Here is a 16091-nt window from a genome sequence, read left to right on the forward strand (position 1 = left end):
CTTAATCTTCTGTTATCCATGTACGTAGTAATTTTGCAAATTCCTCTGGTTTTTCTTTTGCCATTTTTTCAAGCTGCTTTCTTCTGATTGACCCCTCATTTTCTTGTTCTTCATTGATATCCTTAACAGGAGTAACTGGTTGAATAATTTCTTCCACATCTTCTTGTTTCTTTTTCTTTCTTGCATTCATAAATAAGAAGATTAATAGAATAATAATCGCAAGCAATGCTCCTCCAACAGCATAAATCCACCAAGGAATCGATGTTTGTACTACTTCTGTTGCTTGTATTTTTCCATTGAACGGCTGAACGGACACAGCAATCTTGCTTTGGATATCTTCATCTGTAAGTTCTCCACCAGTTGACGTTTTATCAATAGATGTACGAACAATCGTCCCTAAAATATTGGAAATATCATCAATGCTTTCCTGTGGTAAGGAAGTAGTATCATTAGCATCAGGTGGTTCTACCATGACTTGTATACCTAAATCACGAATTTTATATGGACTTTCAACAATTTGTTTTTTTATACGATTTACTTCACTATTTACGGTTTGTTCAACTTTTTCATAGTCCCCATTACCGGATCCTGTTTCTGAATTATAAGTTGTTGTATCTGTCTCGTCTTCTGCCTGGACAACTCCGCCATTAGCAGCATTTTCACCTGTATATGTTTCCGTAATATTTTGAGCGCTTATTTCAATCCCTGCCATATTTTCTTCATCAACAGGCGTTACTAGGTTTTCTTCTCTGTTTTCTTGGGTAAAGTCAATATCAGCAGTAACAGATACAACGACCTTATCTTGCCCCATTAACGTCCCTAGCATGGTTTGTACTTGTCTTTGAATATCACGTTCAATTTGTTTTTTCACATTATTTTGCGCGGTAAAAGTATCTGTGGCAGAATTATTCGAAGAATTTAAGTCAAAATACTCAAAGGTTTGGTTAGTAATGACGATATTATCTGTAGGAAGGTTTGGTACACTTTTGGACACGAGTGTATATAACCCTTTTATTTGATTTTCTGAGAAGTTATAGCCTGGTTTTGTATTTAACACGATAGAGGCTGTAGCTTCTCCTCCTTGATCAGAAACGAATACACTTTCTTCTGGTAAAGTGATAACAACATTCGCGTCATTAATCCCATCCACACCTTTTATTAGGTTTGCGATTTCTGTCTGGAGGGCATCTAATTTTAATACATTAAATTCATTATCTGTCATTCCAAAGCTTGCGTTTTCGCTAAAAAAGGAGTAGTCTATGCTACCTGACTGCGGTATTCCTTCTGCTGCAAGTTCAACTTTCAATGTATCTACTACTTCTTCTGGAACACTAATAACCGTACCCCCATTAGAAATTTCAGAAGTTATACCTCTACTATCAAGACTCTCTTTGATTGCTCCTGTTTCTGAAGGTGTTAAATTACTGTAAAGTGGCACTAGTGTTACTCTCGTAAAAAAATAAACTGAAAATATAACAACTAGAAGAAGCAAAAGTCCACTACTTGTTATCACAGTCTTTTGCTTTTTCGAACGACTTTGCCAATACTCTTTTAAAGGATTAAATATTTTATTTAGATTCTCTTTCATTCTCTTCCCCCGGCTACCGTAATTTTGTTTAGGTAATAACCGCCCATCTTTTTATGTCATCAGTTTTCTCATGAGTGTTTCTTTTTCAACGAAGCCCATTAATCGCATGGACACTTGCTTTTTACGGAGAGGAAGGGAGTTACCTCTTATCCTCCAACTTCGTTTATTGAAAACATTCTTACTATTACACTGACATTCGCATTATTTCCTGATAAGCTTCTACTGCTTTATTACGTATTTCCATTGTAGCTTGCATCGTGATGCTAGCCTTTTGAGATGCGATCATTACTTGAGATAAATCGACGTTTTCTCCTCTTGCTAGCTTATTTGTTAGCGCATCTGATTCATTTTGTGCCTGGTTCACACTGTTAATGGATTCTTTTAAAAAGGACGCAAAGTTTTTTTGTGTATTTGCAACAGATGTTTTATTAGTAGTTGCTGTATTTGTTAATGGAAATGCAGAAGATACTGCAGAAAAATTTAAAGGTTCCATTTCATTACTCCTATTCGTTTTTATTTACCAATTTCTAATGTTTTCATTAACATACTCTTAGAAGCATTTAAAACAGTGACATTGGCTTCATATGACCTAGAGGCACTCATTAAATCAACCATTTCCCGCAAAGGATCTACATTCGGCATACTTACATACCCATTTTCATCTGCATCTGGATTTTCCGGATCATAAACCATCTCAAATGGTGTTTCGTCCTCTACAATTTTAGATACCTTAACTCCTGAACCTGTATCTGAGCTTGTTCCTCTTGCAGCATTCAAATGGGAAGCAAACGAACCTTCTTGCTCTTGAAAAACAACTTGTTTTCGTTTGTATGGCTCCCACTCTCCATCTACTAATTTACCTCTTGTTGTATCTACATTTGCCATATTGGAAGATATAACATCCATTCTTAACCGTTGAGCAGTTAAAGCAGAGGCAGTAGTGTTTATACTATTAAAAATAGTCATGTTTACTTCCCTCCTCTAATTACATTTTCAAGCGAACTAAATTTCCCACTAATTCGATCAATTAACGCATTGTAATATATTTGGTTTGTCGCAAGGTCTGTCATTTCTTTATCCATATCTACACTATTACCGCTGTTATTATAAGTAACTCCACTTTTGGAAACGACTGTTGTTGAAGCATTGTTAGCGGAAAAAGACATATGCTTACTATTTGTGACATTTGCATTCATAGCACTAGATAACGAATCTTTAAAAGTCACTGTCTTCGCTTTATAGTTTGGTGTATCTACATTTGCTATATTTTGTGCTATAACCTTTTGTTTTTGATTAGAATAATTTATTGCATTTTCTAAGGTTGTTATTGTATTAGAAAAAAGATTCAATTTTTTACACCTCGAGAAACGAATTTTGAGAAAATTGTTGAATTTTGTTTTTTTGTGACGTTTTTTTTACATGATAGATTTAATTTTAATGAATTTGCAATAATATGTCTATGGAAAAGAGGATAATTTTAATGATGCTTTTTACCTATTTTAGTTCATAATTGACATAATTATTCCTAAAAACGGGTATGAGTTGGTGTTTTTCGAACCTTTACCGTTACTATTTTCATGGTTATTAGTTACTAATCGATATGATTAATTGGCTACGTAGACAAATATACATGTTGCTACTCTGTAATGTAAATGAAAAATAATTGGAAAATCCGCAGTTTTTGTCGAACGATAGCTAATAGTATAATCGAACCAACATGTTAATCTTTCTTCCTGCTCATATAACGCAAAAAAACCTTTCCAATGATTTGAAAAGGTTTTTTATCGTCATCTGTTTTATTAATGAATATTCAATAGATACTTTTTATTTATTTGTTTTTAATTTCTCAAGCTCTAATAAGAACTTGTCATTTAGCACTTTAATATAAGTACCTTTCATTCCTAAAGAACGCGACTCAATAACGCCAGCACTTTCTAATTTACGCAATGCATTTACAATCACAGATCTTGTAATACCAACACGGTCTGCAATTTTAGAAGCTACTAATAAACCTTCGTTACCATTTAACTCTTCAAAAATATGCTCGATTGCTTCTAATTCACTATAAGATAAAGAGCTGATCGCCATTTGAACAACAGCTTTGCTTCTTGCTTCTTCTTCGATTTCTTCTGCTTTTTCACGAAGAATTTCCATTCCAACTACTGTAGCACCATATTCTGCAAGAATTAAATCATCATCATGGAATTGTTCTTGTAATCTTGCAAGAATTAATGTTCCAAGTCTTTCGCCACCACCGATAATAGGTACAATGGTAGTAAGACCTTTCGCAAATAATTCTTTATTCTCAACTGGGAAAGCAGTATACTCACTTTCGATTTCTAAATTACTTGAAGTTGTTTGAATGTTAAACAAGCTATTTGTATATTCCTCTGGGAATTGGCGATCTTCAAGCATCTTTTTCATGCGATCATTTTCAATTTGCTGATTAACTGCAAACCCTAGTAATTTCCCTCTTCTGCTCACAACGAAAATATTTGCTTCGATAACGTCACTTAACGTTTCAGACATTTCCTTAAAGTTTACTGGCTTACCTGCAGCTCTTTGCAGCATTGCGTTTATTTTTCTTGTTTTCGTTAATAAATCCATTTCATATTCCTCCTGTTAACTCAAACCAACACTTGAAATAATCTATGTCTACTTATACCGTTACCTTTTCAGGAGTATATTTTAGTTCTACAAAATTATAGTATAAATTGACTTAAATCTTTATTTCTTGAGATGGCTCCTAACTTCTCCTCCACATACTTCGGAGTAATCGTTATTTTTTCCATTGTTATTTCTGGTGCTTCGAAAGACAAGTCTTCTAATAGTTTTTCTAGAATTGTATGAAGTCTACGCGCACCGATATTATCTGTATTTTGATTTACTTCATAAGCTACTTCAGCTATCTTACGAATAGCTTCGTCAGAAAATTCAATTTCTATACCTTCTGTTTGCAATAATGCTTGATATTGCTTAATCAATGCATTGTCTGGCTCCACAAGTATACGATAGAAATCATCTACTGTTAGTTTCGTAAGCTCAACACGAATCGGAAATCTTCCTTGTAATTCTGGGATTAAATCAGATGGCTTAGACATATGGAAAGCACCTGCAGCAATAAATAAGACATGATCCGTTTTAACCGAACCGTATTTTGTTACGACTGTCGATCCTTCCACTACAGGTAAAATGTCTCGCTGCACACCTTCTCTTGAAACATCCGCTGAAGAACTGCCATTTGACTTGCTAGCAATCTTATCGATTTCATCGATAAAGATTATACCCATTTGTTCTGCACGAACGAGAGCATCCTGTGTAACCTCGTCCATATCGATTAGTTTTTGCGCTTCTTCGTTTGTTAAAACGCTTCTTGCTTCTCTAACCGTTAATTTGCGCTTTTTCTTTTTCTTCGGCATAAAACTACTTAAGGCATCCTGCATATTCATTCCCATTTGCTCTATGCCAGAACCTTGAAGCATATCAAACATAGAAGGCTGTTGTTCTTCTACTTCTACCGTTACTACTTCGTCTTCTAGTTCGCCTAAGGCAAGCTTTTCTTTTACTATCTTTCTTTTTTCTGACTTACTAGTTTCTTCCACAGTTGACTCTTCTTCGTCTGTATCTGTAGCTCCACCGCCAAAAAGCATTTCCAAAGGATTCTTGTAGTTCGAGGTTTTCTTTGCAGCAGAAGGAACCAATAATTCAACAAGTCGATTATTTGCAGCAACTTCTGCTCTCTCTCTAACTTGAAACATCTTTTCTTCTTTCACTAAGCGTACAGATGTTTCAACAAGATCACGAACCATTGATTCTACATCACGTCCGACATAACCTACTTCCGTAAACTTAGTTGCTTCTACTTTAACAAATGGCGCGTTAACAATCTTAGCAATCCTTCTTGCTATTTCTGTTTTGCCGACACCAGTTGGCCCCATCATTAAAATATTTTTTGGATTGATTTCATCTCTAAGCTTTTCATCCAGCAAGCTTCTGCGAAAACGGTTTCTTAAAGCAACAGCAACTGCTTTTTTGGCATCCTTTTGTCCAACAATATATTGATCAAGGCGCTCTACTATTTGACGAGGTGTTAAACTAGCACTTTTTTGCATATTAAAAATCCTCCCCTATAATTCTTCCACGATGATATTATTATTTGTATACACACAAATTTCACCAGCAATCTTTAGAGCAGCCTTCGCAATGTCGTATGCAGAAAGATTATCTCCAGAATAAGTTTTGAGCGCTCTACCTGCAGCAAGTGCATAGTTTCCGCCAGAACCAATTGCAAGTATACCATCATCTGGTTCAATTACTTCGCCTGTTCCAGATACTAATAATAGGTCTGTTTCATTCATAACGATCAGCATCGCTTCCAGTTTTCTAAGAACTTTATCACTGCGCCATAGCTTCGCAAGCTCCACCGATGCACGCTGTAAGTTCCCATTAAACTCATCTAATTTCCCTTCAAATAGTTCGAAAAGGGTAAAGGCATCCGCAACTGATCCCGCAAATCCTGCAATTACTTTCCCGTTAAAAAGCTTTCTTACCTTCCGGGCAGTGTGTTTCATCACAACAGCATTCCCTAGTGTAACCTGACCATCACCGGACATTGCTGACTTCCCTTTATGTTTTACCGCAAAAATAGTTGTTGCATGAAATTGTGGCATTTCAGACATGTTACTTCCTCCTTATCCAAATGACTATGCCCTAGGATGATAAGACATATATGTCTTTTTTAAATACTCATTTGTTACATGAGTATATATTTGAGTTGATGTTAAAAATGCATGACCTAATAATTCTTGAACCGTTCTCATATCTGCACCATTTGCCAACAAATGAGTTGCAAATGAATGTCTCAATTTATGGGGATGAATTTTTCCCTGTGAGGATGAAGTATCCATCATTTTATTTAAGATATCACGAACTCCGTTATCTGTTAAAATTCCTCCGCGATAATTAACAAACAAATAAGAATGAGATGAATTATCTTTCATCAGTTTATTCCTACCAGTTTTTATGTACGCTTCAAGAGCTTGATGAGCAAAGCTACCAAATGGAACATAGCGCTCCTTTTGTCCTTTTCCCCTAACCAATACGGTAGAAACACTAAAATCAATATCGCTTAATTGAATTTTTGTACATTCTCCAACACGAATGCCTGTCGCATACAATAATTCAAGCAATGCTTTATTTCTTAGCCCAAGGGGTGTGTTTGTATCACATGATAAAAAGAGTTGCTGCAATTCTTCCTCATAGAAAAAATCAGGTAATCTCTTTTCCAGCTTAGGAATCGATACGGCAGAAAACGGATTATTGCCTACTTCCTTCTCCCTTAGCAAAAATCGATAAAAACTTCTCAAACTAGATATTTTCCGCGCAATCGTCTTTCTTGCTAATTGCTGTGAAAAAAGCTCTGTTAAGTATATTCTTACATCAGAAGGATTTACGTCATCTAACTTGTCTATTACTTGATCCTTCATAAAGCGAAAAAATTGGTCAATATCTTGCATATAAAATTCTATTGTATATGGTGAGTAATTTTTTTCAATCTGTAAATAGGTAATAAATGCCTGAACATGATTGTTTAATTCCTGTTTCATACCCTCACCTCACAATGGCTTCATCATATTATCATACTTTTTATCTACAAGCAATAAATTTACACATTTTTCACAAAGTTCCGAATTGTTTGTGACAATCCTTTCATTTCATGTTTATTTCTTCCTTTTCCCTTCGATTTGTAAAGCTAATCTTAAAATATAGGAACCATCCTTCTATTTAAAAGCAAGACATTTAAATAATCATGGAAAACACGAAAGACAATCGCAACTTTTATGAAGTCATTACTCATAGCATTTTACTATACGAATGAAAGAATGAAAAGTTTCTACTTCAAGAGAATAAATATTTTTTTATATAATCGAATTTCCACTACTTTTTCTTCCATATATATTATATTTAGGAAAATACACAAAAGATAATATGTTAGTAATTGACAAGAGAGTGAGCACATCACTCACCCTCGGAACCATTACTTTAATGTTATTTTCGAAGTAGATCGATTATCTTTATACGAAACCTCGTTAGCTTTGTGGCTCTTCTTTATAATCACAGTTTACGCACTGTACTTGAACCCCTTTTTTCAACTTCTTCTCTACTAACATGTTTTCGCATTTCGGACAAGGTCTTTGAAGTGGCTTATCCCATGAAATAAAATCACATTCCGGAAAACGATCGCAACCATAAAAGATTCTGCGCTTCTTACTTTTTCTTTCAATTATATTCCCTTCATGGCACTTCGGACATTTTACTCCAATATCCTTCACGATCGCTTTCGTATTTCTGCAATCCGGGAAATTGCTGCAAGCCATGAACTTTCCATATCGGCCCATTTTATAAACCATCGGATGTCCGCATTCTTCGCAATCCTCTCCTGCTGGTTCATCTTTTATTTCTATCGTCTGCATTTCTTGTTCAGCTACTTCTAATCTTTTCTCAAACGTTTGATAGAATTCATCAATTACTTTTACCCAATCGACTTTACCTGCCTCAATATTATCTAAATCTTGTTCCATATTGGCAGTAAATTCAATGTTTAATATTTCTGGGAAAAATTCCAAGATTAATTCTAAGACGATTTCTCCTAATTCAGTTGGAATAAATCGTTTATTATCAAGTGCTACATAACCCCGCTTTTGAATAGTATCAAGGGTTGGAGCAAATGTTGATGGTCTTCCTATACCTAATTCTTCTAGCGTTCTTACTAGTCTCGCTTCTGTATAACGTGGAGGTGGCTGGGTGAAATGCTGCTTTGTTTCAATATCTTTATTTAATACCGTGTCCCCTTCCTTTAAATCAGGAAGCTGGCGGTCTTTTTCATCAACGTTATCATCTGTGCCTTCCACATAAACTTTCATAAAGCCAGGGAACTTAATTTTTGAGCCGTTTGCACGGAATTTTACGTCGCCGTTTGATAGATCGACACTCATTGTATCCATTATAGCTGATGCCATTTGGCTAGCAATAAATCTTTCCCAAATCAACTTATATAACCGAAATTGATCTCGGGATAAAAATTCCTTTACCTTATTTGGCTCTCGACCAATGCTAGTTGGACGAACTGCTTCATGGGCATCTTGTACCTTTGCATTCTTTTTCTCTTTTTTCTTCTCGTCTCTTGTATATTCTTTCCCATAATTACTGTTTATAAATTCAAATGCTTCTCCTTGGGCAACCTCGGAAATTCTAGTTGAGTCGGTTCTCATATACGTAATTAAACCAACTGTTCCTTCTTTACCAAGATCTATTCCTTCATATAATTGCTGTGCTAACATCATTGTTTTCTTCGCACGGAAATTTAATTTACGGGCAGCTTCCTGTTGGAGAGATGATGTAGTAAATGGAACAGCGGGATTTCTCTTTCGTTCTTTTTTACTGACTTTATCTACTGTAAATTTATTATCTTTTAGTTGACTAGTTATTTTCTTAACATCTTCTTCTGAATGAAGTTCGATTTTCTCTCCATTTATTCCATAAAAGGATGCTTCAAAGTTATTTTTCCCTTTAATAAAGCTACCTTCAATAGACCAGTATTCTTCTGGTACAAATGCTTTGATTTCTCGCTCTCTTTCAATGATGAGACGTACAGCAACTGATTGTACTCTTCCTGCACTCAGTCCTTTTTTTACTTTTTTCCATAATAGCGGACTAATATTATATCCAACTAATCTGTCTAAAACCCTTCTTGCCTGCTGTGAATCCACTAAGTCCATATTAATCGCTCTTGGGTGCTTAAATGACTCTTTAATAGCGTCTTTTGTGATTTCATTGAAAACAACACGACAATCTGATTCAATGTCCACATTTAAGCTATTAGCTAAATGCCATGCAATTGCTTCCCCTTCGCGATCCGGGTCAGCTGCTAAATAAATTTTCTTCGCTTTTTTTGCTGCTGTTTTTAGATCCTTTAAAATAGGACCTTTTCCGCGGATTGTTATGTACTTTGGCTCAAATTGTTTTTCTATATCAACACCCATTTGACTTTTAGGTAAATCTCTAATATGTCCCATTGATGCTTTCACTTTAAATTTTTTTCCTAAATATCGTTCTATTGTCTTTGCTTTTGCTGGTGACTCAACGATTACTAAAAAATCTGACATCCACTGTCCTCCTTAAGAGGGATTTAAATATTCACTATTATTGTATACTATGTTTTGATTTGTCAAACATTCCGATAACTAGTAAACGTTTTCACTCTCTTTATTTATGTAAATTTTTCGGGTTAAATATCTATACGTTGCAAAATGTATAACAAATTTCTAAAAATAGCAATAGTTTTTTTTAAAGTTTCATGAATAATTCCTAATTTATGGAAAGATTATTTCTGCTTCTAATAGGGTTGCTTTCTAATTCCGCAGCTTGTGTCCACTTCACACAGTCTGCTCGAATGTACAAGTATTAACCGATAAAACAATTAAAATTTAAATAAAAAAAGATAATTCCTTAAATAATTTTATGTTTATAGCGTAACACTTTCCTTTCGCATTGAAAACTATTTTCATTTGCCTATTGTGATAATGATTATTTTTCAATTGATAAATAGAGATTAAAAACTATTTTTATATAAATAAATTAGAGGCTTTTACTTATTCTAAATGCTTCCATTCTTCTATTATATCATTCGCTACGAGTACGGGCTTTGCGCCTTGTTGGATCAATTCATTCGGGCCAACTGAATAGGGACTAAAGATATTTCCTGGTATAGCAAATACGTCTCGCCCTTCATTGACGGCAAAATTAGCGGTGATTAAGGAGCCACTTTTCTGCTTCGCTTCTACCACGAGGGTTCCGTTACTTAAGCCGCTAATAATGCGATTTCTCATTGGAAATTGCCATTTAAGTGGTTTTGTTAATGGGGGATATTCAGATAGCACGAGATGATCTTTCATCATTTCTCCGGCTAGCTCGCGGTTTTCTTTTGGATAAATATGAAAAAGGCCTCCCGCAATAACGCCAATTGTTTTACCCCCATGATCAATAGTAAGCTTATGGGCTATAGAATCTACCCCGTGGGCTAGACCACTTACTATGGTGATTTTCTCCTCTACTAGTTCTTTTAGAAGCTGTTGCATCACTTTCGTACTGTAGGTAGTAGCTAAACGGGAACCAACAATCGCTAGCTTTTTTTTCGATTGAAGCAAGGAAAGATCTCCTTTTGCATAAAGAACCCAAGGCGGCTGGTAGATTTCTTTTAGAAGGGGTGGATATAATGGATCAAAAAAAGGAATAGTGTGGATATGATTGTAACGATACTGGTTCATTAGCTCTTCCACATAATTCGAATGGATTGTTTCCACTATTTCCTTTTCAACATTAGGAGGTAACGAGGATAAAAAGGAAGGGATTTTATGCAACTGAAGAGTAGGATCTTCTTTCAGAAGACTCCCTATTATTTTCCAACTAATTCCTCGACAGTGATGTAGCTTAATTAATGTTTTGTTTACAATTTCCATCTTTTCTTCCTTTCACTTGTCTACTTTTTCACAAAAAATTAGCTAACATACAAAAGGAAGACGAAAAACACTTCATAAATAAGGAATTATCTTCCTTCATTATAAATAGTTTTTTGAATTATGCCTAGTATTCATTTTCACTGTTTGCATTTGTAAATCCGCAGATTACATATCTTCCTAACTAATCTTAAAAAAATATCACGAAAAAACCTAGCCTTATTTGCAAAATAAGACTAGATTTCTTTTTTATTTTGTAACTACTTCATGTGTTTTACATTTTTCGTATAAAGACTGCTCTTTTAATACCTCTATCAATGTAGCTCCCATATCAGATGGAGTTGGCGCTACTTTTATGCCACATTCTGATAGAACGCTAATTTTTTCGTCCGCCGTTCCTTTTCCACCTGAGATGATTGCACCAGCATGCCCCATTCGCTTACCTGGTGGTGCAGTGCGCCCGCCGATGAATCCTACTACCGGCTTCGTCATATTTGCTTTTACCCATCTTGCCGCTTCTTCTTCTGCAGTACCACCGATTTCTCCAATCATAATTACTGCATACGTATCTTCATCTTCATTAAATGCCTTTAGTGTATCAATAAAATCTGTTCCATTTACTGGATCTCCGCCAATTCCTACTGCAGTAGATTGGCCAATACCAGCCTGGGAAAGCTGATGAACAGCTTCATATGTTAAGGTACCTGAACGAGAAACAACCCCTACATGGCCCTTCTTATGGATATATCCTGGCATAATCCCAATCTTACATTCTTCAGGTGTAATTACCCCAGGACAGTTCGGACCTATTAATCTAGTCTTTTTCCCTTCCATATAGCGTTTTACTTTCACCATATCAAGAACAGGAATATGCTCTGTAATACAAATTACTAAATCAAGTTCTGCATCAACCGCTTCTAATATCGCATCTGCCGCAAATGGAGCTGGTACATAAATAACCGATGCATTTGCTTCCGTAACTTCTACAGCATCTTTCACGGTATTAAAAACAGGTACTCCTTCTACCGTTGTACCGCCTTTTCCTGGAGTTACGCCCCCAACGATCTTTGTACCATATTCAATCATTTGTGTTGTATGGAAAAGTGCTGTTGCACCAGTTATTCCTTGGACAAGGACCTTTGTATCTTTATTAATAAAAACACTCATGCTTAATTCCCTCCTTGTTCTACTAAGGTTACAATTTTCTCAGCACCATCAGCCATCGATTCTGCTGCTACAATATCCACACCTGATTCCCGAAGAATCTTTTTGCCTAAGTCTACGTTTGTTCCTTCTAGGCGAACAACAAGCGGCACATGAAGGCTGACCTGCTTTGCAGCTTCCACAATTCCTGTTGCGATAACATCACATTTCATAATGCCACCAAAAATATTAACAAAAATTCCCTTTACTTTTGAATCAGACAAAATGATTTTAAACGCTTCTGTTACTTTTTCTGCTGTTGCTCCGCCCCCAACATCTAAAAAGTTTGCCGGTTCTCCGCCATAATGCTTAACAATATCCATCGTTGCCATAGCAAGTCCAGCACCATTTACCATACAGCCAATATTTCCATTTAAGGCAATATAGCTTAGATCATATTTAGACGCTTCTAATTCTTTCTCGTTTTCTTCATCTAAATCTCTATACGCTACAATATCTTTATGTCTATAAAGGGCATTTGAATCAAAATTTAACTTTGCATCCAATGCCATAATATTTCCATCCTCTGTAAGCACAAGTGGATTAATTTCTGCAATCGAGCAGTCTTTGTCTACAAATACTTTATATAAACCAGTCATAAATGCAACTGCTTTATTTACTTGCTTGCTTGGGATATTAATTGCAAATGCAACCCGACGCGCTTGAAACGGAGTAAGACCAGTTACTGGATCAATAACTTCTTTGACAATTTTCTCTGGGTACTTCTCTGCGATTTCCTCAATTTCTGTACCACCCTCTTCAGATGCCATTAATACGATTCGAGATGTCGCACGGTCCACGACAAATCCTATGTAATATTCCTTCTTGATCCTGCAGCCTTCTTCAATTAATAATCGTTTTACTAATTTCCCTTCTGGTCCTGTTTGATGGGTAACTAATGTGCTGCCCAAAATATCTGATGCATATGTCTGTACTTCTTCCAAACTTTTCGCTACCTTTACTCCACCAGCTTTCCCTCGACCACCTGCATGGATTTGCGCTTTCACTACCCATACATCACTGTTTAATGTTTCTGCAGCTCGCACTGCCTCTTCTACTGTAAAAGCTACTTTTCCTTTTGGTACTGAGACGCCGTTTAATTCTAAAATCTCTTTCCCCTGATATTCATGAATATTCAAGCTTCCACACCCCTTTGATTTCCCTTTTTTGTAAAATTGGAGACAACTGCATGTATACATCTTATAACGAATGAATGAAATTTATTTCATTCTTTTTTGTTTTCTCCTTTTGACATAATAATCGTTTTCACTGTAGTAATAGGCTTTTCTTAAAGCGATTTACGATTTATTTGTCTATTTAGAAAAAACAAAAATATGGTCACGCTTTCATTTTAAATGAAAAAACCTTTCTTTGTCTATAAAAAAGGCTTTTATCTTTAAATATTTTACATTTAAAAATATTTTTTCTTCATTTTTTGCCTTTTGGAGCGTCTTTTTTCGCCGTTTCCTTCTCTAATGAATAAATATATGCAAACACTTCAGCAACTGCCATATATAAATCTTCTGGAATTTGTTCATTTATATTTAATTTACTTAAAAGTTCTACAAGCGAAGCATCTTCCTGAATCGGGATATTCTCTTTTTTCGCCCGTTCAAGTATTTGTTCAGCCACTAAGCCTTTCCCTTTTGCAATAACTGCAGGTGCTGAATATTTATGCTGCTCATAGGTTAACGCTATCGCTTCTTTTCGTTTTAAAGACTTAGGCTTATTCATATTTTAAGATCCACTCCTTTGTAACCATTTAGTCGCATTGCTTGCTGAGGGCTCCACATAGGCTTGTCTTCTTTTGTCAAAGGTCGCACATGAACTGTCATCAGTTTATAATCAAGCTCCCTAAGCCTTTCTTTTAAAGACTCTTCTGTATGTTTTATTATTGGCATTATTTCAGTTGCTTGATCATTAAGGATACTCATATTCATGATTCGGTTTTGGATATTTAAATCAATAACCGTATCCTTCATATGGGCAAGCTCTAAGTAAAAAAGGATGCGACAATAATTGCTATCCACTTTGCCATCTGCCGTTTTTCTGCCATTATACTGCATCGTTACATCCACCTGCTTGTTGAAAAAACGAAGGGGAATTTCTGTAACTAGCTGCATAATAGGACCAGTTTGCTGACTCATAAGCTGATAGCCTGTCACTTTATCAATCAATTGCCCTGTTGTCTCTTTCACAGCGATTGGAACGTCTTTTCCCATTAACTCTAGTAGCATGGGCTTTAGCATTTCCTGATGAAAGGCTTGTTCGTCTCCCATCGGAGTTCGTTTTAATAATCCAGCTTCATACGAATAGCCCATTTTATGAATGATAGTTTTTATCGTATCTACCATACTATCTTTGGAAAAATTTTCTCCCTCTGTTAAACTGGAAAGCAAATTGGTTAAGATTGGTTCCTTCACTTTATGTGCTGAAAGCTGGTGTTGCAACTCCTCTATCATGACACTAAATCCTTTATCTGATTGTAAGGATGAAAGACTAGAAAATACTTCTTTTGTTAGAGGCAGCTCTCTTTCAAGCATTTGGCCAATAATCGAAAGCTCTTGTTTTCCAAAAGAACTCGGTAGCCATTCTCTTACGTTTCCAATCGCTTCTTTCGTAATTGGTAGGTTATTAGAAAGTATATACTGAAGTAACATTCGATTTTCCTTTGAATTAGGAAGATTTAGCTGATGAAGCAATCCAGTCATATTTCCTTTTTCTGCTGGTGCTTCATTTGCTTGGGTTAATACTTTTAAAACTGGCTTATCATCCGTTATGGAAACTTGAAACCAATAACTTTGATCAACCGTCAATGGAATGGTTAGGTTGGCAAGCATTTTTTGCGATCCTATTTGTACCTCTGCCATTTGTTGAGGAAATAATTTAGACAATTTTCCATATACTAGTTGCCCATCTCTTAATTCGAGGGCTTTACTACTTAAAAGATTTTCTTGAAATAAATTTTGGACAATATGGTTAATATTCATCTTATTCCTCCTCTCTTCCTTCACAGAAATACAACCATTCCATTAGCTATTTTATATTCTCCACCATCTCTTTTACAGGGGAAAAACTCTTGCGATGGTGAATCGTAATACCACATTCATTAAGAGCTTCGAGATGTTCTTTTGTGCCATAGCCCATATTGCTTGCAAAATGATAATCTGGATAATCTTCATGTAACTCTTTCATCATGCGATCTCTCGTTACTTTTGCAATAATGCTTGCCGCAGCAATTGAAACACTTTTACTATCCCCTTTAATAAGGGACTGGCTAGGGTATGGAGTGGTTAATTTCATTGCATCAATAAGTAAGTAATCTGGCGTTTGGGAAAGCTCATTAATCGCTTCTAACATTCCCTTTTTTGTTGCTTGATAAATATTAATTCGATCTATTTCTGTAGGTGAGATTACTCCCACCCCTATCGAAATTGCCTCATTTTTAATGACCTCATAAAATAATTCTCTTTTTTTCTCTGACAATTTCTTTGAATCGTCGATACCAGGTAAGTAAAAACCTTCCGGAAGGATAACGGCCGCTGTGACAACAGGTCCAGCAAGCGGTCCACGACTTATTTTACTTTTTAAATTCATACATTCATCGAGTGACTAGACCCAAACGTATGACACCATTGGATTTTGACTTAAATATCAATAGGATTTTGTCTGAGTATGTTAGTTCTAATTTGTCTAAGTATAACCACGTAAACTCAGGTTATATTAAACGGTTTTTATACTAAAAATGTATGACTTTTTTTTTATTTATTGGAGAGTATGTTTAT

At 35.6% G+C, this 16091-nt stretch carries 14 protein-coding genes and 1 pseudogene; all 15 read right to left on the reverse strand.

Annotated elements, in window-relative coordinates:
* Nucleotide 1: 1 nt before the first annotated feature.
* The gene (gene fliF, locus ACWNMZ_RS16580; RefSeq protein ID WP_031534481.1) at nucleotides 2–1588 is read right to left on the reverse strand and encodes a flagellar basal-body MS-ring/collar protein FliF; all 1587 of its coding nucleotides are present in this window, start codon (nucleotides 1586–1588) and stop codon (nucleotides 2–4) included.
* Nucleotides 1589–1772: 184 nt separating this feature from the next.
* Nucleotides 1773–2081, reverse strand: coding sequence for a flagellar hook-basal body complex protein FliE (fliE, locus tag ACWNMZ_RS16585; protein WP_031534479.1), 309 nt, complete (start codon nucleotides 2079–2081; stop codon nucleotides 1773–1775).
* Between the two features lie 20 nt (nucleotides 2082–2101).
* Nucleotides 2102–2554, reverse strand: a complete 453-nt coding sequence (gene flgC, locus ACWNMZ_RS16590; RefSeq protein WP_031534477.1) for a flagellar basal body rod protein FlgC — start codon at nucleotides 2552–2554, stop codon at nucleotides 2102–2104.
* A 2-nt stretch (nucleotides 2555–2556) separates the two neighbouring features.
* Nucleotides 2557–2937: a flagellar basal body rod protein FlgB gene (gene flgB, locus ACWNMZ_RS16595; RefSeq protein ID WP_031534474.1), complete on the reverse strand. Its 381-nt coding sequence runs from the start codon at nucleotides 2935–2937 to the stop codon at nucleotides 2557–2559.
* A gap of 475 nt (nucleotides 2938–3412) precedes the next feature.
* Nucleotides 3413–4195, reverse strand: coding sequence for a GTP-sensing pleiotropic transcriptional regulator CodY (gene codY / locus ACWNMZ_RS16600; RefSeq protein ID WP_031534473.1), 783 nt, complete (start codon nucleotides 4193–4195; stop codon nucleotides 3413–3415).
* Between the two features lie 95 nt (nucleotides 4196–4290).
* A complete protein-coding gene (gene hslU, locus ACWNMZ_RS16605; protein ID WP_031534471.1) occupies nucleotides 4291–5700 on the reverse strand; it encodes an HslU--HslV peptidase ATPase subunit in 1410 nt (469 codons plus the stop codon).
* 15 nt (nucleotides 5701–5715) lie between these two features.
* The gene (gene hslV / locus ACWNMZ_RS16610) at nucleotides 5716–6258 is read right to left on the reverse strand and encodes an ATP-dependent protease subunit HslV (RefSeq protein ID WP_031534470.1); all 543 of its coding nucleotides are present in this window, start codon (nucleotides 6256–6258) and stop codon (nucleotides 5716–5718) included.
* Nucleotides 6259–6291: 33 nt separating this feature from the next.
* Nucleotides 6292–7194 carry a tyrosine recombinase XerC gene (xerC, locus tag ACWNMZ_RS16615; RefSeq protein ID WP_031534468.1) on the reverse strand — a complete coding sequence of 301 codons (903 nt, stop codon included), beginning with the start codon at nucleotides 7192–7194 and terminating at the stop codon, nucleotides 6292–6294.
* Nucleotides 7195–7677: 483 nt separating this feature from the next.
* On the reverse strand, nucleotides 7678–9753 hold the full coding sequence (gene topA, locus ACWNMZ_RS16620; RefSeq protein ID WP_031534466.1) for a type I DNA topoisomerase: 2076 nt from the start codon (nucleotides 9751–9753) through the stop codon (nucleotides 7678–7680).
* A gap of 486 nt (nucleotides 9754–10239) precedes the next feature.
* Nucleotides 10240–11106, reverse strand: a complete 867-nt coding sequence (gene dprA, locus ACWNMZ_RS16625; protein WP_031534463.1) for a DNA-processing protein DprA — start codon at nucleotides 11104–11106, stop codon at nucleotides 10240–10242.
* A 246-nt stretch (nucleotides 11107–11352) separates the two neighbouring features.
* Nucleotides 11353–12270: a succinate--CoA ligase subunit alpha gene (gene sucD / locus ACWNMZ_RS16630; RefSeq protein ID WP_031534462.1), complete on the reverse strand. Its 918-nt coding sequence runs from the start codon at nucleotides 12268–12270 to the stop codon at nucleotides 11353–11355.
* Nucleotides 12271–12272: 2 nt separating this feature from the next.
* Complete coding sequence (sucC, locus tag ACWNMZ_RS16635; RefSeq protein WP_235247687.1) at nucleotides 12273–13445, reverse strand: ADP-forming succinate--CoA ligase subunit beta; 1173 nt, start codon at nucleotides 13443–13445, stop codon at nucleotides 12273–12275.
* A gap of 289 nt (nucleotides 13446–13734) precedes the next feature.
* Nucleotides 13735–14040 carry an EscU/YscU/HrcU family type III secretion system export apparatus switch protein gene (locus ACWNMZ_RS16640; protein ID WP_251627938.1) on the reverse strand — a complete coding sequence of 102 codons (306 nt, stop codon included), beginning with the start codon at nucleotides 14038–14040 and terminating at the stop codon, nucleotides 13735–13737.
* Nucleotides 14037–15296 (reverse strand): hypothetical protein, encoded by a 1260-nt coding sequence (locus ACWNMZ_RS16645; protein WP_251627936.1) that lies wholly within the window; start codon nucleotides 15294–15296, stop codon nucleotides 14037–14039. The genes ACWNMZ_RS16640 and ACWNMZ_RS16645 overlap by 4 nt, the downstream gene beginning before the upstream one ends.
* 46 nt (nucleotides 15297–15342) lie before the next feature.
* Nucleotides 15343–15888: pseudogene (locus tag ACWNMZ_RS16650) on the reverse strand (ribonuclease HII); the annotation flags it as partial.
* Nucleotides 15889–16091 lie beyond the last annotated feature (203 nt).

This window comes from Niallia sp. Marseille-Q9988, from assembly GCF_976954375.1.